Source organism: Wenzhouxiangella sp. YN1, from assembly GCF_056324145.1.
In genome coordinates this window covers 20,895-40,796 of record NZ_JBJNIO010000085.1, presented here as the reverse complement: position 1 = coordinate 40,796, position 19,902 = coordinate 20,895, and the positions used below count along the sequence as shown (strand labels likewise).

At 65.8% G+C, this 19,902-nt stretch carries 18 protein-coding genes; 15 read left to right on the top strand and 3 right to left on the bottom strand.

Going from position 1 to position 19,902, the window contains the following annotated elements; all coding sequences use genetic code 11:
• Nucleotides 1–6: 6 nt before the first annotated feature.
• The 15 genes from ACEWQZ_RS00945 (at nucleotide 7) to ACEWQZ_RS00875 (ending at nucleotide 15,996) form a co-directional block, all read left to right on the top strand.
• On the top strand, nucleotides 7–759 hold the full coding sequence (locus ACEWQZ_RS00945) for a glycosyltransferase family 2 protein (RefSeq protein ID WP_476481196.1): 753 nt from the start codon (nucleotides 7–9) through the stop codon (nucleotides 757–759).
• Complete coding sequence (locus tag ACEWQZ_RS00940) at nucleotides 756–1,049, top strand: lipid-A-disaccharide synthase N-terminal domain-containing protein (protein WP_476481195.1); 294 nt, start codon at nucleotides 756–758, stop codon at nucleotides 1,047–1,049. Before ACEWQZ_RS00945 ends, ACEWQZ_RS00940 begins: the two co-directional genes overlap by 4 nt.
• Entirely contained in the window at nucleotides 1,049–2,764 is a 1,716-nt protein-coding gene (locus ACEWQZ_RS00935) for an ArnT family glycosyltransferase (protein WP_476481194.1), read from the top strand. The genes ACEWQZ_RS00940 and ACEWQZ_RS00935 overlap by 1 nt, the downstream gene beginning before the upstream one ends.
• A 121-nt stretch (nucleotides 2,765–2,885) precedes the next feature.
• The gene (locus ACEWQZ_RS00930; protein WP_476481193.1) at nucleotides 2,886–3,491 is read left to right on the top strand and encodes a TetR/AcrR family transcriptional regulator; all 606 of its coding nucleotides are present in this window, start codon (nucleotides 2,886–2,888) and stop codon (nucleotides 3,489–3,491) included.
• Between the two features lie 59 nt (nucleotides 3,492–3,550).
• The gene (locus tag ACEWQZ_RS00925; RefSeq protein WP_476481192.1) at nucleotides 3,551–3,838 is read left to right on the top strand and encodes an encapsulin-associated ferritin-like protein; all 288 of its coding nucleotides are present in this window, start codon (nucleotides 3,551–3,553) and stop codon (nucleotides 3,836–3,838) included.
• 67 nt (nucleotides 3,839–3,905) lie between these two features.
• Nucleotides 3,906–4,325, top strand: coding sequence for a hypothetical protein (locus ACEWQZ_RS00920; protein ID WP_476481191.1), 420 nt, complete (start codon nucleotides 3,906–3,908; stop codon nucleotides 4,323–4,325).
• Nucleotides 4,322–5,749 carry an MBL fold metallo-hydrolase RNA specificity domain-containing protein gene (locus tag ACEWQZ_RS00915; RefSeq protein WP_476481190.1) on the top strand — a complete coding sequence of 476 codons (1,428 nt, stop codon included), beginning with the start codon at nucleotides 4,322–4,324 and terminating at the stop codon, nucleotides 5,747–5,749. Before ACEWQZ_RS00920 ends, ACEWQZ_RS00915 begins: the two co-directional genes overlap by 4 nt.
• Nucleotides 5,746–6,783 (top strand): secretion protein HlyD, encoded by a 1,038-nt coding sequence (gene hlyD / locus ACEWQZ_RS00910; RefSeq protein ID WP_476481189.1) that lies wholly within the window; start codon nucleotides 5,746–5,748, stop codon nucleotides 6,781–6,783. Before ACEWQZ_RS00915 ends, hlyD begins: the two co-directional genes overlap by 4 nt.
• 2 nt (nucleotides 6,784–6,785) lie before the next feature.
• Nucleotides 6,786–8,576, top strand: coding sequence for an ATP-binding cassette domain-containing protein (locus tag ACEWQZ_RS00905; RefSeq protein ID WP_476481188.1), 1,791 nt, complete (start codon nucleotides 6,786–6,788; stop codon nucleotides 8,574–8,576).
• Nucleotides 8,573–9,748, top strand: coding sequence for an ABC transporter permease (locus ACEWQZ_RS00900; RefSeq protein ID WP_476481187.1), 1,176 nt, complete (start codon nucleotides 8,573–8,575; stop codon nucleotides 9,746–9,748). Before ACEWQZ_RS00905 ends, ACEWQZ_RS00900 begins: the two co-directional genes overlap by 4 nt.
• Before the next feature lie 3 nt (nucleotides 9,749–9,751).
• The gene (locus ACEWQZ_RS00895; RefSeq protein ID WP_476481186.1) at nucleotides 9,752–10,876 is read left to right on the top strand and encodes an ABC transporter permease; all 1,125 of its coding nucleotides are present in this window, start codon (nucleotides 9,752–9,754) and stop codon (nucleotides 10,874–10,876) included.
• A gap of 37 nt (nucleotides 10,877–10,913) precedes the next feature.
• Entirely contained in the window at nucleotides 10,914–12,419 is a 1,506-nt protein-coding gene (locus ACEWQZ_RS00890; RefSeq protein WP_476481185.1) for an efflux transporter outer membrane subunit, read from the top strand.
• Between the two features lie 209 nt (nucleotides 12,420–12,628).
• Nucleotides 12,629–13,441 carry an LOG family protein gene (locus ACEWQZ_RS00885; RefSeq protein ID WP_476481184.1) on the top strand — a complete coding sequence of 271 codons (813 nt, stop codon included), beginning with the start codon at nucleotides 12,629–12,631 and terminating at the stop codon, nucleotides 13,439–13,441.
• A gap of 61 nt (nucleotides 13,442–13,502) precedes the next feature.
• A complete protein-coding gene (locus ACEWQZ_RS00880; RefSeq protein ID WP_476481183.1) occupies nucleotides 13,503–14,639 on the top strand; it encodes a lipid A deacylase LpxR family protein in 1,137 nt (378 codons plus the stop codon).
• 25 nt (nucleotides 14,640–14,664) lie between these two features.
• On the top strand, nucleotides 14,665–15,996 hold the full coding sequence (locus ACEWQZ_RS00875; RefSeq protein ID WP_476481182.1) for a sodium-dependent transporter: 1,332 nt from the start codon (nucleotides 14,665–14,667) through the stop codon (nucleotides 15,994–15,996).
• An 11-nt stretch (nucleotides 15,997–16,007) separates the two neighbouring features.
• Here ACEWQZ_RS00875 and ACEWQZ_RS00870 read toward each other — a convergent pair whose 3' ends face one another.
• From ACEWQZ_RS00870 to ACEWQZ_RS00860, 3 genes are read right to left on the bottom strand one after another with little or no spacing between them, the layout of a single operon-like run.
• A complete protein-coding gene (locus ACEWQZ_RS00870; protein ID WP_476481181.1) occupies nucleotides 16,008–16,997 on the bottom strand; it encodes an FAD:protein FMN transferase in 990 nt (329 codons plus the stop codon).
• Nucleotides 16,987–19,218, bottom strand: coding sequence for a PepSY domain-containing protein (locus ACEWQZ_RS00865; RefSeq protein WP_476481180.1), 2,232 nt, complete (start codon nucleotides 19,216–19,218; stop codon nucleotides 16,987–16,989). Before ACEWQZ_RS00865 ends, ACEWQZ_RS00870 begins: the two co-directional genes overlap by 11 nt.
• Before the next feature lie 7 nt (nucleotides 19,219–19,225).
• Nucleotides 19,226–19,696, bottom strand: coding sequence for a DUF2271 domain-containing protein (locus ACEWQZ_RS00860; RefSeq protein WP_476481179.1), 471 nt, complete (start codon nucleotides 19,694–19,696; stop codon nucleotides 19,226–19,228).
• Between the last annotated feature and the right edge of the window lie 206 nt (nucleotides 19,697–19,902).

The window sequence follows — 19,902 nt, the reverse complement described above, 5'->3', positions numbered from 1 at the left end:
GGGCTGATGAACGTATCGATCCTCATCCCCGCCCGCGACGAGGCCGGCAATCTACCCGGGCTGCTCGATGAAATTGCCGCCGCCATGCGCGATCGCGCCTACGAAGTGCTGGTCATCGACGATGGCTCCGGCGACGAGAGCTGGGCACTGCTGCTCGAGCGCGCCCGCACCGATCCGACCCTGCGGCCGATCCATCACGGGCACAGCGCCGGGCAGAGCACGTCCATCTGGCAGGCCGCTCGCCTGGCGCGCGGGCGCTGGCTAGCCACGCTCGACGGCGACGGTCAGAACGATCCGGCCGACCTGCCGCGGCTACTCGACTACGCGGCCGAGCACGACCTGGCGCTGGTCACCGGCTACCGGACGCAGCGCCGCGACAGACGGATAAAACGCCTGTCCTCACGCGTTGCCAACGGCGTGCGCGCCCGCTTGCTTCGCGACCGCACCCCGGATACCGGCTGCGGTCTCAAAGTCATCGACCGGGCGGTTTTTCTTGACCTGCCTTATTTCGATCACATGCATCGCTTTCTGCCGGCGCTGGTGCAGTCCCAGGGCGGGCGCTGCGCCTCCGTGCCGGTCAATCATCGCGCACGCGAGCGCGGTCGCTCTCACTACGGGCTGCACGATCGCCTCTGGCCGGGCATCGTCGATCTGTTCGGCGTGATGTGGCTTATCCACCGCTCGCGCCTGCCGGCCGCGATCGAAGTGACCGATCGTAAAAAGAACAATCGCGACCTGAACAGACGGAGGTCAGCATGATGGCGCCGTGGCCGTGGCTGACGGTGGGCTTTCTCGGCCAGGCCCTGTTTTCGGCGCGCTTCCTCGTCCAGTGGATCGCCAGCGAGCGAGCGCGTCGCAGCGTGGTGCCCCTGGCTTTCTGGCTGTTGAGTATCGGCGGCGGTCTGACCCTGCTCATCTACGCCATTCATCGCCGCGATCCCGTCTTTATCGTCGGCCAGGCCGGCGGCCTGATCATCTATGGACGCAACCTGATGCTGATCTACGGCGAGCGCCGCCAGGCGAGCCGGAGCGACGGCATCGACGACTGATGCGCGCGCCGACGAAGACCGTTCGCTGGCTGTCCGGGCAGCGTTTCGCCTGGCTGTTTCTTGCCGCCGTCGTTCTTTTTGCCGCCGGCATCGGCCTGCGCGATCCCTGGCCGGCCGACGAGCCCCGCTTCGTGCTCAATGCCCTGGAGATGATCGAGACCGGCAACTGGCTCGTTCCCCATCGCGCCGGCGAGCCCTATCCCGACAAGCCGCCGGTGTTCATGTGGGCGCAGGCGGCGGCCCTCCTGGCCACCGGCTCGGTAAGAGCCGCCTTTTTGCTGCCGTCGATTCTCTCCGGGCTGGGCATTCTATGGCTGGTCGTCGACCTTGTCGCTCGCCTTCACGGCCGCCGAATCGCCATGCTCGCCGGCCTGGCGCTGCTGGCGACGGTGCAGTTCATGCTCCAGGCCAAGACGGCGCAGATCGATATCATGCTGTGCTTCTGGACCACGCTGGGCGCCTATGGCCTGATGCGCCACGCCCTGCTCGGGCCGGAGCGGCGCTGGTGGCTGATCGCCTGCGCGGCCATGGGCCTGGGCGTGATCACCAAGGGCGTGGGCTTTCTGCCGCTGCTGATGATCCCGCCGTGGATCCTGCTGGCGCGGCGCGGTGCGGCCCACAGTCCCACCGCCGGGGATCTGCTCACCGGCCTGGGCGTGATGCTGGCCACCATCGCCGCCTGGGTGGTGCCGATGGCGCTCTATACGACGACCAGTGGTGATCCGGCCCTGCTGGCCTATCGCGACGACATTCTGCTGCGCCAGACCGCCGAGCGCTATGCCGACCCATGGGGTCATCTCCAGCCCTGGTTCTATTTCATCGTCGAAGTCATTCCCTGGGCCTGGCTACCGCTGTGGCTGGCGCTGCCCTGGGCCGTGCCCAACTGGTGGCGTCGGCTCAAGCGCGGCGACGCCCGCACCCTCCTGCCGCTTTCGGGCGTAGTCCTGATCCTGACCTTTTTCAGCCTGTCGCCCGGCAAGCGCGGCGTCTACCTGCTGCCGACCGTGCCGCTGCTGGTCATCGCCCTGGCGCCGCTGCTGCCCGGTTTGCTGGACAAGCGCGGCCTGCAGTGGCTGTGCACTGCCGTTCTGGCGCTTCTCGGCGCCCTTTTTGCCGCCGGTGCCATTGCCGGCGCGGCCGGTTTCGAGCCGCTGGCGGCGCTGGCAGAAAAACACCAGGCCTGGCCTTGGCTCTGGTGGACCGCTCTGGGCGCGGCGGTGGTCGCTTTACTGGCCTGGCTCGGGCCCCGCCGCGGCGCATTTGCGCTGGCCCTCTGGTTCGGGCTGTTGTGGCTCAGCCTGTCGCTGTTTGCCTGGCCGGACATGAACACGAGCCGCTCCCCACGCCAGATGATGCACAAGATCGTGGCGATCACCGGCCCGGAGGCCTGGCTGGCGCTGCCCGATTTTGGCGAGGAATTCGTTCTACAGGCCCGCCAGCCGATTATCCATTTCGGCTATTCGACGCCTACCGAGCGCCAGGCATTGCGCGCGTTCGACTGGCTGAATGAATCGCCGCAGCGCCGCTGGCTGCTGGTCGCGCGCGAACATCAAGACCTGTTCGACTGCCTCGATCTGGACCAGGCCCGGGATCTGGGCTTCCAGAACAGCCAGTACTGGTGGCTGCTGCCCGGGACCGCGGCGGGCGACTGTCGTGGCGATCGCGCGGCCGCCCCGCTGTATGTGGCCCCGACCTCGCTGCGCCCGGATCCGTGATCCGCCGTAGCCGGCGCAGCCATCAAGCGTCGCTGGAAAGACAACGCTGCACGCTGAGATTTGCACAAGCCGTCTTGCATGATAAGGTAGTGAGCAATTACTATCTTGTCGGGAATCATGAATGAACAACCGCCGCAAGAATCTTTCAGCCGAGCAACGCCGGGCCGTGACCGTCGAGTCCGTCGTTGAGCTGGCCGGCTCGCAAAACCCCAGCGAAATCACGACCGCGGCAATTGCCGAACGCATGAACGTGACTCAGGGTGCCTTGTTTCGGCACTTCCCCAACAAGGCGGCCATCTGGCAGTCGGTAATGGAATGGATGGCCGAACGCCTGTTGACGCGACTGGACCAGTCCGTAAAGGGTATCGACTTGCCCCTGGACGCGATGGAAGCGATGTTTTTAAGCCATATCGACTTCGTGGCCGAGCATCCCGGCGTGCCCCGGATGATGTTCGGCGAGCTTCAGCGCGCCAAATCGACGCCGGCCAAGCGCATGGTGCAGACCTTGATTGCCCGCTACGGCGAGCGCCTGCAGCACCTTGTCGATGCCGGCAAGGCCCGCGGCGAGGTGGCCGAATCGGTCGACGGCGAAGCCGCCGCAACGCTGTTTATCGGCATGATCCAGGGCCTGGTCATGCAGTCGCTGCTGCTCGGCGATGTCGCGCATCTGCGCCAGGCCGCCCCCGGCGTTTTTGCCATTTACCGGCGCGGCATCGAGCAGGCTTGATGAAGCGCCGGCCCTCAAGGTTGCAAATTTTCCGGACATTTGATTGAAGGAGAAAAACCATGCCCAGCACTGACTTTCATGAACGCTTCGAAGACCTTTCAGCCGAAACCCGCGATATGCACCGGGCCATCGTCTCTTTGATGGAAGAGCTTGAGGCCATCGACTGGTACAACCAGCGCTGCGATGCCTGCAGTGATCAGGAGCTTGAAGCCATCCTGGTCCACAACCGCGACGAGGAAAAGGAGCACGCGGCCATGGTGCTCGAGTGGATCAGGCGTCAGGATCCAACCTTTTCCGGTTATCTCAAGGAATTCCTGTTTACAGACAAGCCCATCGCCCATGACTGATCCGGGCTTTGGCGCCGGCGGGTTTGAGCCGCCGGCAGCATTTTGGCTACTCCAATAAGGAGCCGACATGACAAGACACAAGCGACGTGATGCCTGGGTTTGGGCCACATCTCTGGTTGCAGTCGGATTCGGCCTGCTGACCCTCAAGGAAGGCGGTTCCGTTCTGTTTGTCGACGGGCCGGCGCGCGCCGCGGCTGGTGATTACGTGCCGTTCGTACTGTGGTTCAACTTTCTGGCCGGCTTCGCCTATCTGCTTGCCGGCATCGGCCTGTGGTTGCGCCGGCGCTGGGCGCTGTGGCTGGCTCTCGCTGTCGCTGCGGCAACCGCCCTGACCTTCGCGGCTTTCGGGCTGCACGTTTATTTCGGTAGCGCCTTCGAGCCGCGCACGGTCATTGCCATGAGCCTGCGCACCGCGGTGTGGGCCGCCATTGCGGGGATTGCCTGGTGGCGGCTCCTGCCTGAGACATCCAGCGGAGAACAACAATGAACATCACCTTTCTTGGTGCCGCACGTGAAGTGACCGGTTCGTGCTTTCTGGTTGAGACCGAAAGAGTCCGCTTTCTGGTCGATTGCGGCATGATCCAGGGCGGACGCGAAGCATCGCTGCGCAATCATCAGCCGTTTACATTCGATCCGCAATCCATCGATTTCGTCTTGCTGACCCACGCCCATATCGACCACAGCGGCTTGCTGCCCAAGCTGGTGAAAGCCGGCTTCAGCGGGCCCATACTCGCCACGTCCGCAACCGCCGATCTGCTGGAGGTCATGCTGCCCGACAGCGGCTACATCCAGGAGAAGGACGCCGAGCGGGCGCGACGCTACAGGAAGTCCTCGCGCACCAGGAAAGAGACCCTGACACCGCTCTACACCCAGCAGGATGCCCATGACAGCCTCGAGCAGGTCCAGCCGATCAGCTACGATCAGGAACTGACCCCCGCGCCCGGCGTGCGCTGCCGCTTCCGAGATGCCGGCCACATCCTGGGCTCGGCCATTATCGAGATCTGGCTGAGCCAGGGTGGGCAGACCAGAAAGCTCGTGTTCAGCGGCGACCTCGGTCAACCGGGACGGCCGATTCTGCGCGACCCGGTGGCGATCAGGGACGCGGATTATCTGATCATCGAATCGACCTACGGCGACCGCAATCACAAGGATCTGGTCGCGACCGAAGATGAACTGGTCGAAATCGTCGAGCGCACCCTGGAGGCCGGCAATGTCATTGTCCCCGCGTTTGCCGTCGGCCGCACCCAGGAGGTCATCTACCACCTCCATCGCCTGAGCCGTGAAGGTCGTCTCAGTGGCCTGAAGATATTCGTCGACTCACCGATGGCGACCAGGGTCACGCGAATCACCCAGCGGCATATGGCGCTGTTCGACGACAACGCCCGTCAGCTCGCCGGATGGTACGCGCTCGGCCAGAACCTTCCCTATCTTCACTTTACTGCCAGCGTCGAGGAATCCATGGCGCTGAACCAGATCCGCTCGGGCGCCATCATCATTTCGGCCAGCGGCATGTGCACGGCCGGGCGCATCAAACACCACCTGCGCCACAATCTGCCGCGGCGCGAATGCAGCGTTCTGATCACCGGGTTTCAGGCTCAGGGCACGCTCGGCCGAAGGCTGGTCGACGGCGCGGAGCAGGTGCGCATCTTTGGCGACGATGTTCCGGTGCACGCGTCAGTCCACACCGTTGGCGGACTGTCGGCGCATGCTGACCAGGCGGCGCTGCTGGCCTGGGCGGCCCATTTCAGTCCTTCCCCAACCAGGACCTTTGTGGTGCATGGCGAGGAAAAAGCCGCACTCACCTTTGCCGAACGACTGCGAACGGATCACGGCTGGGCGGTGACCGTCCCCGAAGCTGGCCAGTGCTTCGAGTTGATCAAGGCAGCACCCCAACCGGAGCCTGGGCGATGAAGACCCCGATTTCTTCCGCTGGCAAGGCACGCTGGGCTTTATTGGTCGTCGCCGCTGTCATTGTCGCTGCCGGCCTGCTGCTGTGGTGGCTGCTGCCGGAGCGCGGCGACGACGGCGTGCTGCGTCTGTACGGCAACGTCGATATCCGCGAGGTGGAGCTGTCTTTCCGCCAGCCCGGCCGCCTGATGAGCATGTCGTTTGACGAAGGGGATGCCGTGAGCGCCGGTGAGGTCATGGCGCAGCTCGACGCCGAGCCCTATCGTGAACGGCTGGATGCGGCACAAGCCGAACTGGCCGCGGCCCAGGCTGAACTGGACAAGCTGCGCGGCGGCAATCGTCCGCAGGAGGTCGCGCAGGCGCAGGAAGCCGTGAATCGGGCGCAGGCGGGTTATTCCGAGGCGGATCGCAACTTCGAGCGCCAGGCTGCCCTGCTCGAATCGGGCGCCAGCAGCGAGCGTACCGTCGATGCCGCGCGCGCTGCACGCGACCGAGCTGCTGCCACCCTGGCTTCGGCCAAAGCAACGCTTTCGCTGATCCAGGACGGCTTTCGAACCGAGGACATCGCCGTTGGCCAGGCGCGGGTGGCGGCCGCCGAGGCGGCCCTGGCCCAGGCGCGCACCGCGCTGGCCGATACCGAACTCGTCGCCCCAACCAACGCCACCGTGATTGCGCGAGTGCGTGAGCCGGGCAGCATGGTAGCCAGCTCCACGCCGGTCTACAGCCTGAGTCTGCGCGATCCGGTCTACGTGCGCGCCTATATCAGCGAGCCGGATTTGGGCCGTATCGCGCCGGGCGCGACAGTGCGCGTCCACACGGATTCTTCCGACAAGGCGTATCGCGGCCAGGTCGGCTTTATCTCGCCGCGGGCGGAATTCACCCCGAAAACAGTCGAGACGGCAGATTTGCGCACCGACCTGGTCTACCGCCTGCGCGTGGTGGTGGCCGATGCCGATCAGGGCCTGCGCCAGGGCATGCCGGTCACGGTCGATATCGACACGCGTGGCTCGGGCAACGAAATCGCCCGCGGGCAGTAAGGATGAACGCGCGCGCTGCCAGCGACGCTGTCGACCGGCCCGGCAGGGACGCCGCGGCCGTCGTCATCGACGGCGTGGTCAAACACTTCGGTAAGGTCGAAGCCCTGCGCGGCCTCAGCGCCAACATCCATTACGGCCGTCTGACCGGCCTGGTCGGCCCCGACGGCGCCGGCAAGACCACCCTGATGCGAATCATGACCGGGCTGCTGGTGCCCAACGACGGCCGCGTCACCCTGGCCGGTTTCGATGTGGTTGACGACAATGACGCCATCCACATCGCCAGCGGCTATATGCCGCAGCGCTTCGGGCTCTACGAAGATCTGTCGGTGATGGAGAACATGCGCCTGTACGCGCAGCTTCGCGGCATGGCGGCCGATCAGCACGCCGACCTTTTTGAAAGCCTGCTCGACTTCACCCGCCTGGGCCCCTTTACCGAACGCCTGGCCGGCAAGCTCTCGGGCGGCATGAAGCAAAAGCTGGGGCTGGCCTGTGCGCTGATGGCAAAACCTGAAGTGCTGCTGCTCGACGAGCCCAGCGTCGGCGTCGATCCGGTCAGCCGCCAGGATCTGTGGCGCATGGTCCAGGAGCTGACCGACGAGGGCATGGCCGTGGTCTGGTCGACCGCTTATCTGGACGAGGCCGAGCGCTGCGAGACAGTTCTTTTGCTCAACGAGGGCAAGCTCGAGTTCGACGGCCCGCCGCAGGCGCTGACCGACCGCATCAAGGAGCGCAGCTTCCGCCTGGAGCAGGTTGGCGACGAGCGGCGCGCCGTGCTCGCGCGCGCGCTGGATCTGAGCAGCGTCGGCGACGGCGTCATCCAGGGCGATGCCGTGCGCGTGGTGCTGCGTGAAGACGCCGAGCGCGGCGAAATCGATGCGCTGGCCGCCGAGGTGGGCGCAAGGCTCGAACCCGTACAGCCGCGCTTCGAAGATGCCTTTGTCGACCTGCTCGGCGGCGGTCCGGGCGGCACCTCGGCGCTGGCCGAGCGGATTGATGCGGTCGAGCTCGAGTCCGACATTGCCGTGTCGTGCCAGAACCTGACCAAACGTTTCGGTGACTTTACCGCCACCGACAGCGTCAGTTTCGAGGTTGACAAGGGCGAGATCTTCGGCCTGCTGGGCCCCAACGGCGCCGGCAAGTCAACGACTTTCAAGATGCTCTGCGGGCTGCTCAAACCGACCGAAGGCGAGGCGCAGGTGGTCGGCAACGACCTGCGTCACGCCACGGGTGAGGCCAAGGGCCGGCTTGGCTACATGGCGCAGAAGTTTTCCCTCTACGGGCTCTTGTCGGTGCGCCAGAATCTTGACTTGTTTGCCGGCGTCTACGGGCTGGAAGGCCATATCCAGCGCGAGCGCATCGACGAGATGGTGCAGACTTTCGATCTCGGACGATACCTTGGCACCTCGCCTGATTCACTGCCGCTGGGCTACAAGCAACGTCTTGCACTGGCCTGCGCGCTGATGCACCGCCCGCCGGTGCTGTTTCTCGATGAGCCGACCTCAGGCGTCGATCCGATCACCCGGCGCGAGTTCTGGACCCACATCAACGGCCTGGCGCGAAAAGGGGTGACGGTGATGGTCACCACCCATTTCATGGACGAGGCCGAGTACTGCGACCGCGTGGCCATGATGCACCGCGCAAAGCTGATTGCACTCGACACTCCTGACGCGCTCAAGCGCGAGGCCAGAAGCGAAAAACGCCGCGATCCGACCATGGAGGATGCCTTCATTCACCTAGTCGAATCGGCGGAACTCGACGACGAGGCGCGCGCCAGCGCCAAGGCGGTGACATGAACAGCAAAACCGCTACGCTTCAGCCTGACTCTGCGTCCAGGGAACGCGCCCGCCACGGCTTCGACCTGGCGCGCCTGATCGCGCTGGTGCGCAAGGAAAGCCTGCAGGCGATCCGCGATCCGTCCACCATCCTGATCGCCTTCGTGTTGCCGGTGGTGCTGCTGTTTCTGTTCGCCTATGCGGTCTCGCTGGACGTGCGCGAGGTGCGCATCGGCGTGGTCCTGGAATCCGATGCCGCCGCGGCGCAGTCGCTGGCCGCGGCGTTCGCCGGCACCCGCTATCTGAAGGTCACGCCCGCGCGCGATCGCCGCGAAGTGGTCGATCAGATCGTCTCCGGCAGGCTGCGCGGCTTTGTCGTCATTCCGCAGGATTTCGAGCGCCGCCTGACTGCGGGCAAGGCGCAGCCGCTGGTGCAGGTCATCACCGACGGCTCGCAGCCCAACACGGCCAACTTCGTCGCCAATTACGCCCAGGGCGTGGCCCAGACCTGGGCTGCCGGCCGCGGCAACAGCACGCCGACACCGGCCATTGCGCTGGAACCGCGCTACTGGTTCAACGCCGAGCTCGAAAGTCGTCGTTCGCTGGTGCCCGGTGCGATTGCCATCGTCATGACCATCATCGGCACCATGCTCACGGCGCTAGTGGTCGCGCGCGAGTGGGAACGCGGCACGATGGAGGCGGTGCTGTCGACGCCGGCCTCGGTCGTCGAGATCCTGATCGGCAAGCTGCTGCCCTATTTCGTCCTCGGCATGATCGCCACCCTGGGCTCGGCGGCATTGGCCGTGTTCGTCTTCGACGTGCCCCTGCGCGGCTCGCTTCTGGCGCTCATGACGCTCTCGGCGGTGTTCCTGGTTCCCGCGCTCGGTCAGGGCCTGCTGATCTCGTCGGTGACCAAGAACCAGTTCCTGGCCTCGCAGGTCGCGCTGTTCTCGGGCTTTTTGCCCTCGTTTCTGCTCTCGGGCTTTTTGTTCGAGATCGACGCCATGCCGCTGTGGATACAGGCGATTACCTACGCGATTCCGGCGCGCTATTTCGTCTCCTCGCTGCAGACCGTCTTTCTGGCCGGTGATGTCTGGGCGGTGTTCGTGCCGGATCTGGCGGCGATGACAGCCATCGGTGTGCTCTTTTTCGCGATTGCCAAGAACAAGACGCGCAAGAACCTGGAGGCCTGAACCATGCGCCGCCTCCCCAAACTCTTTTTCAACGCCCGGCTACGCGCGCAGATCGTCAAGGAGCTGCTCAGCATCCTGCGCGACCCGCGCAGCCGCCTGGTGGTGTTCGCACCGCCGCTTTTGCAGCTTCTGGTCTTTACTTTCGCCGCCACGCTGGAAGTGCGCAATGCCGAGATTGCCGTTCACGACCGCGATGCCGGGCGCTGGTCGCACGAGCTGGTCGCAAGCGTCGGCGCTGCCGATTTCATCAAGCGACTCCACACGGTACATAGCCCCGACGAGCTGCGCCGGCTGATCGACGAGCGCAAGGTGATTGCGGCGCTGGGTATTGCGCCGGATTTCTCGCGCAGCGTCGCCGCTGGAAACACGGCCACCGCGCAGGTTATCGTTGACGGCCGGCGCAGCAATGCCGGCCAGATCACGGTCGGCTACCTCAACGCGATTGCCGCCGACGTGAGCGCTGTTGCCCGCCCCGACAGGCCGCTCAGCTCCCCGGTCAGCGTCCGCCACTGGTTCAATCCCAACCTGACCTATCGCTGGTTCATTGTCCCGGGCCTGGCGGGCATCCTGATGTTCTTCAGCGCGCTGATGATCACCGCCCTGTCGATTGCGCGCGAGCGCGAGCTGGGCACCTTCGACCAGCTTCTGGTCTCGCCGACGACGACCGTGGAGATCATCATCGCCAAAACCGTGCCGGCGCTCGCCATCGGTGCCGCGCTGGGGCTGCTGATGATCGCCGCCGCAGCGTTCATCTTCCAGGTTCCTTTCACCGGTTCGTTTTTGCTGCTGCTGCCCAGTCTGCTTTTGTTCATCCTGTCGGTGGTCGGCATCGGCCTGATGATTTCCTCAGTCTCGGCTACCCAGCAGCAGGCCATTCTCGGCAGCTTCGCCATCGGCGTGCCGGCGGTGCTGATGTCGGGCTTTGCCACGCCGGTGGAAAACATGCCAGTCGTACTGCAGTGGCTGGCCGAGGCGATCCCGCTCAAGCATTTCCTGATCATTGTCGTCGGCACGTTTCTTAAGGCCATGCCGCCGGCCGACATCATCGCCAACACCTGGCCGCTGGCGGTCATCGCACTGGTAACGCTGACGATGGCAACACTATTTGTCCGCGGCCGCCTGCAGTGAGGCCGGATTGGTGGATGCGAAACATGAAGACTGTGCCATGACAAATGTAACTAAAAGACGAAACTACGACGCCCATGTGCCGGCCGCCGTGCTGGGAGCACTGCTGCTGAGCGCCTGCGCGGTCGGCCCCGACTACCGCGAACCGCCGCCGGTCGATACCGGCAGCGGCTGGACCCAGCCGGTCGAGGCCGAGGCGCAGTCGCTCGATCTGGCGAGTTGGTGGACATCGCTGGGCGATCCTGCCCTGAACCGGCTGGTGGCCACCGCGCTGGCCGATAACCTCGATCTGCGTCAGGCGCGCTGGCGCATCGCCGAGGCGCGTGCGCTGCGCGATTATGCCGCCGGCGCTCATGCGCCCCTCCTCTATGCCGACGCCGGCGTGACCCGGCGCCGGCAAAGTCTCAACGGTCCGCTGCCGATCGGCGCCATTCCCGGACTCGATCGCAACCAGACGATCTACGAGGCCGGCTTCGACGCGGCCTGGGAAATCGATCTGTTCGGCTCGACCCGGCGCGCGATGGAAGGCGCTGAAGCCCGCCTCCAGGCGGCCCAGGCCGACGCCAGTGCTGTGCGCATCAGCATTGCCGCCGAGGTCGCGCGCAGCTATCTGACCTTCAGAGGCGCGCAGCGCGAGCTGGCCGTGCGTCAGGCGTCGGTGGCGACCCTGCAGCAGACCGCTGAGCTGGTGGAAAAGCGTTATGCGCTCGGGGACGCCGCCCTGGCCGACGTCGAGGCCGCCCACGCGCGCCTGGCGGCTGCCGCCGCCGGCCTGCCTGCCATCCGGGCCCGGCAGCGGGCCGCCGCACTCGGTCTGGGCGTGCTGCTCGGCGCGCCGCCGGAGCGCGAGCTCTCACTGCTCGATACTGCCGCCGCGCCGCTTGCGCTCGCGCCGTTTCCGACCGGCGAGCGCGCCGATGTGCTGCGCCGTCGGCCCGACGTGCGCGCCGCCGAGCGCCGCCTGGCCGCCAGCAGCGCCGACATCGGCGTGGCTACCGCGGAGCTCTTTCCGAAACTGTCCATCGGCGCCGGCGGCGGCTTCCAGTCGCTGGACGCCGGCAGTCTGTTCGAGTCCGGTAGCCAGACCTTTTCGATCATGCCGCTGATCTCTTGGCGGGTGTTCGACGGCGGTCGCGTGCGCGCACGGGTTCGCGCCAGCGAGGCGCGTCACGAGCAGGCGGCGCTGGCCTACGAGCAGGTCGTGCTGGCCGCACTTGGCGACGCGGAACGAGCCTTGAGTAACTATCTGCACGGTCTCGATGCCGTGGCGCGCCAGCGCGCGGCGGTGGCGGCCGCGCGTCGCAGCTACGCGCATGCACAAGCGCGCTTCGAAGTCGGCGACATTGCCTTAACCGATCTGCTGGCCGAAGAGCGGGTCCTGCGCGACGCCGAGGATGCCCGGGTGCGCGCCCATACCGCTGCTGCGATTGATCTGGTGGCCCTGTTCAAGGCCTTGGGCGGCGGCTGGGACATGCCGGAGGTGCCCACTCCCGTCGCCGACACTGAACAAGGCGCAGTTACGGACGACCGGCAGGGCAATGGTTGAGAGTCTACGACAACCATCCCTGGTCCGGCCGGCCGTCCTGGAGCCGGGTCTCAGGGCCGCCATATGGCGCGGCACGCGCCGACGGATGCGTGTGCCCCGACCGGCGTCGGCGCGCTGCGCCGTATGGCGACCCGTGAGACCCGGCTCCGACCGTCCAGCGCTTGTGCATCTGCCAGCAAAACCACAGCGCGCAAGCTCAAGGAGGCACAATGATGATCGATGCCGAAGAACGCCAACGCCTGCTTGAGGCGATCTACAGCGGTCCGGCCTGGCACCTGGCGCAGGAAGATACCGAGTTTCTAGCCGGGCCCGATCTGCGGCCGCTGCGCATGCAGCTCGAACTGCTCAAGCCTGAACACGCCCTGCGCGAGCACAAGATCGCATCGACGGTCGTCGTCTTCGGCAGCGCGCGGATTGTCTCGCCTGCGCAGGCCCAGGTTCCGCCTGTCGGCCGCCGCCGGCTCGCCCAGGCCCGCCACTACGAGGAAGCACGGCGCTTCTCGGAGCAGATATCGCGCCGCTTCCAGCGCGAGCAGCGGCGCGATTTCGTTGTCGTGACCGGCGGCGGACCGGGGATCATGGAGGCCGCCAACCGCGGCGCCTACGAGGCCGGCGCGCGATCGATCGGACTCAATATCACCCTGCCGCACGAACAGGCGCCCAATCCCTACATCACGCCAGAGCTGGCGTTCCGGTTTCACTATTTCGCTCTCCGCAAGATGCATTTTCTGCTGCGCGCCAAAGCGCTGGTTGCCTTTCCGGGCGGTTATGGCACGCTCGATGAACTGTTCGAGGTTCTGACGCTGGTGCAAACGGGCAAGATGCCGCGCGTGCCGATCATTCTGGTCGGCACGGAATTCTGGGACCGGCTGATCGATTTTGACTATCTGGTGGAAGAAGGCTTTATCAGCGCGTCCGATATACAGCTTTTTGCGCGCGTGGACACGGCCGAGGAGATCGTGGCCATGCTCGAGTCCTTCTACACCGGCTGCCCGCCGGATCTTGAGGCAGAGCAGGAGTGAGCGCGTGTCTTTTGCTGTTCTCTTTTTCGAGCCTCTGTTCCGATACGGCCTGAGACGAACGATGCGGGCACTGGCAGCCGTTGCCCTGCTGCTTTCGCCGGCGGTGGTCCATGCACTCGGTGCCGGCCTGAATGACGCGGACGATTGTACGCAGCAAGATACGCTGCGACTGCGCGGCGGCACGGTCAGGCTGGAAAACGATCTGATTGCCGATACCGACCACAACTACACCAACGGCGTGTCCCTGGCAGCGGTCTCGCACGATTTTTCCGGCCGGCCACGCGCTGAATGCCTGCCGGGGCCGGTCCGGCTGCATGCGCGGTTCATCAAAGCGATGAACCCGAAATTCTGGGCCGATGCTGCGCACGCGGACACTACCTGGAACGTGGTGGCCCGATTCGGCCAGGCCATGTATACGCCGGAAGACCACACCCGCAGCGATCTGATCGCCGATGACCGGCCTTATGCCGGCCTTCTCTATACGGGTCTGTCATGGAATCGCCGCAGCCATCGACCCGACGCAGGCTACGAGGTGCTCGACACCCGCGAGCTGACTTTGGGGATCATCGGCCCCTGGTCGCTGGCCGAACAGTCTCAGAATCTGGTCCATGACGTGCGCGGAATGGACCGTTTTCTCGGCTGGGATCACCAGTTGCACAATGAGCCGGCCTTCAAACTTACCCTCGAGCGCAAATTCAGATCCTGGGCCGGCAGCGGCGCGATCCAGCCGGGCTGGAGCGGCGACGTGATCGGCAGCTACGCCCTGCGCCTGGGCAATATCGAGACCGCCGCCGTCACCGGGCTGGTGCTGCGCGCCGGCTGGAATGTGCCCAACGACTTCGGCAGCTATCCGATCAGCCCCGGCGCGGAAAGCCGGCCGCCGTCGGCGAGCGTTGACCTACGCGGTGAACAGTCGCAGTCCGCGCGTGCACCGCGGCCCGGCGTTCACGCATTCGTCAATTTCGAGGCCAAGGCGGTGGTCTGGGATTTTTCGCTCGACGGCAACCTGTTTCGCAGCAGCCACAGCGTCAAGCGCCGCCCCTGGGTCGCGCAGGTGGCCACCGGCATCAGCAGCCAGTGGCTGGTGCGCGGCCGCGGCGTGCGCCTGGCGCTGATGCGGGTGTGGCGAACGCGCGAGTTCGACGGGCAAGGCGACGATCATGTCTTTGGTTCGATGGCGCTGAGCATCGAGTTCTGAGCCCGCCTTCGAAGAGGATGAAGCGATGAGCACCAGGACCTCGTTCGTGCGCAGCTCGCGCGCGCAGTGGAGCTCGGAGCCGGCATTCATTTTTTCCATGGCCGCGGCCGCCGTGGGCCTGGGCAATCTCTGGCGCTTTCCCTATATCCTCGGCGCCAACGGCGGCGGGGCGTTTTTGATTGCCTATTTCGCCGCTATCATCATTGTCGTTCTGCCGCTGATGATCCTGGAAGTGGCCGCCGGCCGGCTGGCCCAGGGCAGCGTGGTCGCCACCTTCCGCCAGGTCAACCGTTTCGGTACCTTCTATGGCTGGTTCGTGGTGCTGGTGACGACAATCATCACCAGCTATTACCTGGTCATCACCGGCTGGACGCTGGGTTACGCGGTTGATGCGGTACGCGGCGAGCTGCGCCCGTTCGATGCGTTCAGCTCGGGCTACAACTCGCTGTGGTTTTTCCTGATCGTGGCGGTGCTGGTCGGTGCCGTGCTGATCCGCGGGGTGGCGCTGATCGAGCGGATCTCCTGGGTGCTCATGCCGGTGCTGTTGCTGGTGATGATCGGCCTGGTGGTGGCGGCCAGCCAGACCCCGGGCTGGACCCAGGCCAAGGACTTCTTCTTTCAGGTCGACTTCTCGCGCCTGACCGACAGCAAGCTATGGGTGTTCGCCTTCGGCCAGGCCTTTTACTCGCTGGCCATCGGCCAGGGCTATCTGGTGACCTACGGCAGCTTCATCCCGAAAAAGACCCACGTGCCGCGCGCGAGCGTTATTGTTGCCGCGACCGAAACCTCGGTGGCGCTGCTCGCCGGCTGGATGATCTTCCCGTTTCTGTTCAGCCACGGACTTGCCCCCGACGAGGGCAGCCAGCTCGCCTTCGTGACCCTGCCGCGCGTATTCGAGAACATGGCGGGCGGATCCTGGATCGCGACTCTGTTTTTCGGGCTGTTCTTCGTCGCCGCTTTCAGCTCCAGCGTGGCCGGCACCAAGGTGCTGGTCGCCGCCATCGCCGAGGAGCTGCGCCTGAGCAATACCACCGCCGTGATCGCGGTGACTGCCCTGCTGCTGGTGCTGGGCAGCGCCTCGGCGCTGAGCTTCACGCCGCTGAACTGGCAAATTGCCGGCGAGCCGGTGCTCGATGTGCTCGACCGCGTGGCCGGCGGCAATCTGGTCATTTTCTCCGGCGTGGTCGGTGCCGCCTTGCTGTGCTGGTTCGTGCCGGCACACAGAATCGTCGGCGTGCTCGGCGCCCGCGGCTGGTGGTGGGAATGGCGGATCTATCTGATCGGCCGCCTGTTACCCCTCGCCCTCCTGCTCTGGGTGATGATCAGCCATTTGCTGACGCTGGTCAGTGCCGATTAGCGGATCCCGCGTCACGGCTCGTTCGTCGTCGACGAGCCGCCGAACACAGCGCCGACCGGCAGCTCGTGCAAGGCCTCGCCATCGCGCAGCACGAACAGCGCCTGCATTCCCCGTTTTCTGGCCAGTCCCGGTCCCGCCTCTTCTCCGAGCGCCATCAGCGCCGTGGCCCAGGCGTCGGCAAGCATGCTGCTGGCCGCGACGACGCTGACTGCGGCGAGCCCGTTCGACACCGGGCCATTGCGCCCCGGCTGCATGGTGTGCGAAAGCTTTCTGTCGCCGATCTCCACCCAGTGGCGGTAGTCGCCCGAGGTGGCAATGGCGGCATCGTGCAGGGTGATTACCCCGGCCACCTCGCGGATGCCGTGCACGGGGCGCTCGAGAGCGAGTGCCCACGGCTCGCCGCCGCTTTTGAGCCCGCGTGCGCGCATCTCTCCGTCGATACCGACCAGCCAGGCGCCAATGCCGTAGCCGTCGAGACAGCGCGCCATCTCGTCGACCGCAAAGCCCTTGGCAATGCCGGACAGATCCAGTGACACGGTGGCGTGCTTGCGCACTCGGCGGTGCTTGGTATCGATCTCCAGCGCTTTGCCGGCGGGTGTGCGGGCCATATCAATGAGCGCTGCGATGCGCGCGTTATCGGGCCTGCCGGCGCCCGGGCCGAAGCCCCAGGCGTCGACCAGATCACCGACGTTGATATCGAACGCGCCGCCGGACTCCCGCTCGATACGCACCGCGGCGGTGAGCACCTCGATGAGTTTTTCCGGCACCGTCAGCCACTTGCCCGACGGCGCACGATTGAGCCGGCACAGATCGGAATCGGCCCGCCAGGTCGACATCTGCCGGTCGACCGTATCGACGGCCGTGAACAGATCGCGGGCGATGGCGGCCTGCGGTATAACGGGCGGCGCGTAGAAAACCGCCGTGTAGCGGCTGCCCATGGTCGGGCCGTGCAGTTGGTAGCGCTGCAACGCCGGCGGGGGCGAAGAGGATTCAGTAGACATCTTCACGATAGCGTCCCTGTAGCTGGAGCGTGGCGACATCGAGGTCGAGCGACTCGACTACCTCGTTCAATGCCTGTCTGACGCCGCTGGCCATGTCGCGCCCGCCACAGACGAGAACCTGGGCGCCGTGCCCGATCATCTCGCGGACGCGCATGCGATCGGCCACGAGCTTGTCCTGTACGTAGTTGCGCTCGCTGACCCGGGAAAATGCGGCGTGCAGGCCGCTCAGCCGCTGGTCGCGACGGTAGCTGTCGAGCTCGGCCTCATAGAGAAAGTCGGATTGCGGGCTGCGACCGCCCCAATAAAGGTGCATGGGGCGGCGCGCGGCGTTGTGGCGGATGAAACCGGCCAGCGGCGCGATGCCGGCGCCGGCGCCGATCAGGATCACCGGGTTCTTGCCGGCGGCCGGGCGAAAGCCCGGGCTCGGCTTGATGAAGGCCTCGATCGTGTCGCCGATCTCGAGGGCGTGCAGAAAGCCCGAGCACAGGCCGCCGGGGCGCTTGCGCACGCAGATTTCCAGCACCCCGTCGCGCGCTGCCGAGGCGAGCGAATAAAAGCGCGCCACGTTGCTGCCCGGCGGCAGAATGCCGACCAGATCGCCGGGTTCGAAACGCGGCAGACAATGCGACAAACGATGGCGTTTGCGCAGCCGCCCTGCACGCGCGCCGTCCCGGGCCGGGGCCTGAAAGCGCAACACGGCGGTGGGCGCTTCCACATCCGCGCCGTAATCGCTGCGCTCGACCAGTTCGAGCGTGGTGGTGCGCGGCCGCGCCGGCGTGTGTTCCAGTTCAAGATCAAACCCGATGGCCTCTCCCAGCGCATCGCCCCAGCGGGCGAAGTCCTGCGCTGACTGGCGATCGACGGTGTCGAGCGCGAGCAGGCGCTGCCAGCCCCGGCCGGCGAGCGCGCTATCGACCGTCATGGCGAAGCCGCAGAACTGCGGGAACTGCCGGTCACCGAAGCCGAGCACCGCGAATGGAACCCCGGGGGCGTCCGGGAGGCGCTCGAGGCGGGCCAGAAAGCGGCTGGCCGAAGCCGGCGCATCGCCATCGCCATAGGTCGCCGCCAGGATCAGCAGCCGTTCGGCGCTGCGATAACGGGCCGCGAGCTGGTTCATGGGGGCGGTATGCACGCGCTCGCCGCGCTGGATGAGTGCCTCGTGCAGCGTTCTGGCAAACCCCCAGGTGCTGTTGTTCTCGCTGCCGACCAGAATGACGGTCTGTGCCGCATTGGGCGCGCTGTTGGCGGCCAACCTCGGCATGGCGCGACGCCGCCGCCACCAGATCAGCACCCCGGTCACTGCCATGAACGGCACGCTCAGTGCGGCCAGGCCGAGAATCAGCCCGAGCCACCACAGCCCTTCGCCGGTATGCAGGCTGTAGATGAGCTGATGGACTTTGCGCCCGCTGCTGTGCGCCTGCCAGGAGAGAAACTCGCCGCTTGCCTGATCGATAAAGCCCGCCCCGGTTCGGGTGGTCAGCGAGTACACGTCGGTCGGATCGTCGGCAAAGGGATAGACCAGCTCGCGCAGATCGCCGAGATCCGTCGCCTGGAACGCGGGCAGTTCACCGACCGGCCTGGGTGGGCCGCCTGATACCTGTGCGGGAAATTCGGGCGCCGCCGCTGATCCTGACGGGATCAGGTCGAAGGTGGCAGCCGACATATAGGCACCGGTAAGCGCCGAGAGCAGCAGGGCCAGAAATGCCGCCCGGCCCAGCTCACCGTGCAGACGCTGACTTGCTGTGCCGCGGATAGGCCGCAGCATCTGCCGCCAGCCGCCAAGGCGGGCGGCAAGCAGCAGCGCCCCGGAGATCGTCAGGGCGAGCATCAGCACTGCAACAATGCCGGCCGCCGCCCGGCCGGGTGTGTCGAGCAGCAGCGAGCGGTGCAGGTTCTTCACCCAGCGCGAGAAGGACGAGGGTTCATGGGCGGCGATGCGCTGTCCGGTCTGCGGGTTGACCACATCGGCGCCCACCCGATTGCCGTCGCTGTAGTAGACGACGATGGCGCCCGACGGCTTGCGCTCGATCTGCTCGGCTCCCGGATAGGTGTCGGCGAGCGTTTCCGCCAGATCGGCGACGCTGATCTGCCCGGCGACGGGCACGGTGGACCCGGCCCGTTCAAGCGCCGGATCGAGCGACAGAATCGCACCGCTGGCCGCGATCACGACGACAAGCCCGGCCGCGATCAGGCCCGGTAGCGAATGAAGTTGGCGCAGCATGAATGGCTCAGAGATCGTAGCGCAGGGACTGCACGTAGCCGCGGCCGGTGACCGCTTGTCCGGCGCCTTCGGTGGTCAGCGCCACGCTGGCATCGGCCCGGTTGTCGCGCATGTCTTCAACGGCGGTGTCGACCCGGACCTCGTAGCCCGCATCGATCAGGGCGTCGGCGACGTCAGTGGTCACCGTGAGAGTCCGGCCGCTGCCGACGCTGGCACCGGTCAGGCCATCGTATTCGCTGCGCTGCTGGCGGCTGCCGCGGGCCCAGCCGCGCAGGTGCTTGTAGTACTCGGTATCCTCGCCCGCCACCCAGAGCGTTTCATGGTAGCGGCCGTTTGCGTCGGCGATATAGAGCGCGACATAGGCGCCATCGCCACCGTAGTTCTTCAACCGGGTAGTGAACGTGACCTCTCGCCCCTGGGCAAGCGCAGGCAGCGAGATGGCGGCTGCAAGGCAAAGTACTCCGGCAAGTTTTTTCATGGGATGGCCTCCGCTTTCGTTATGTGTGTGAGGCAATCTACCGGCCCAGGCTGACAGCAACCTGAAATTGCGCGGCCAGGGTATGCGTTTGCGGTACAAATGTTTCTGCCGGATGAAAGAAGATAATGCGGCGAGGCCGGGATGGCGGATATAAAAAACGCCGGAGCCGACAAGGCTCCGGCGCAGCAGGTTTGCTTTGCGATCCG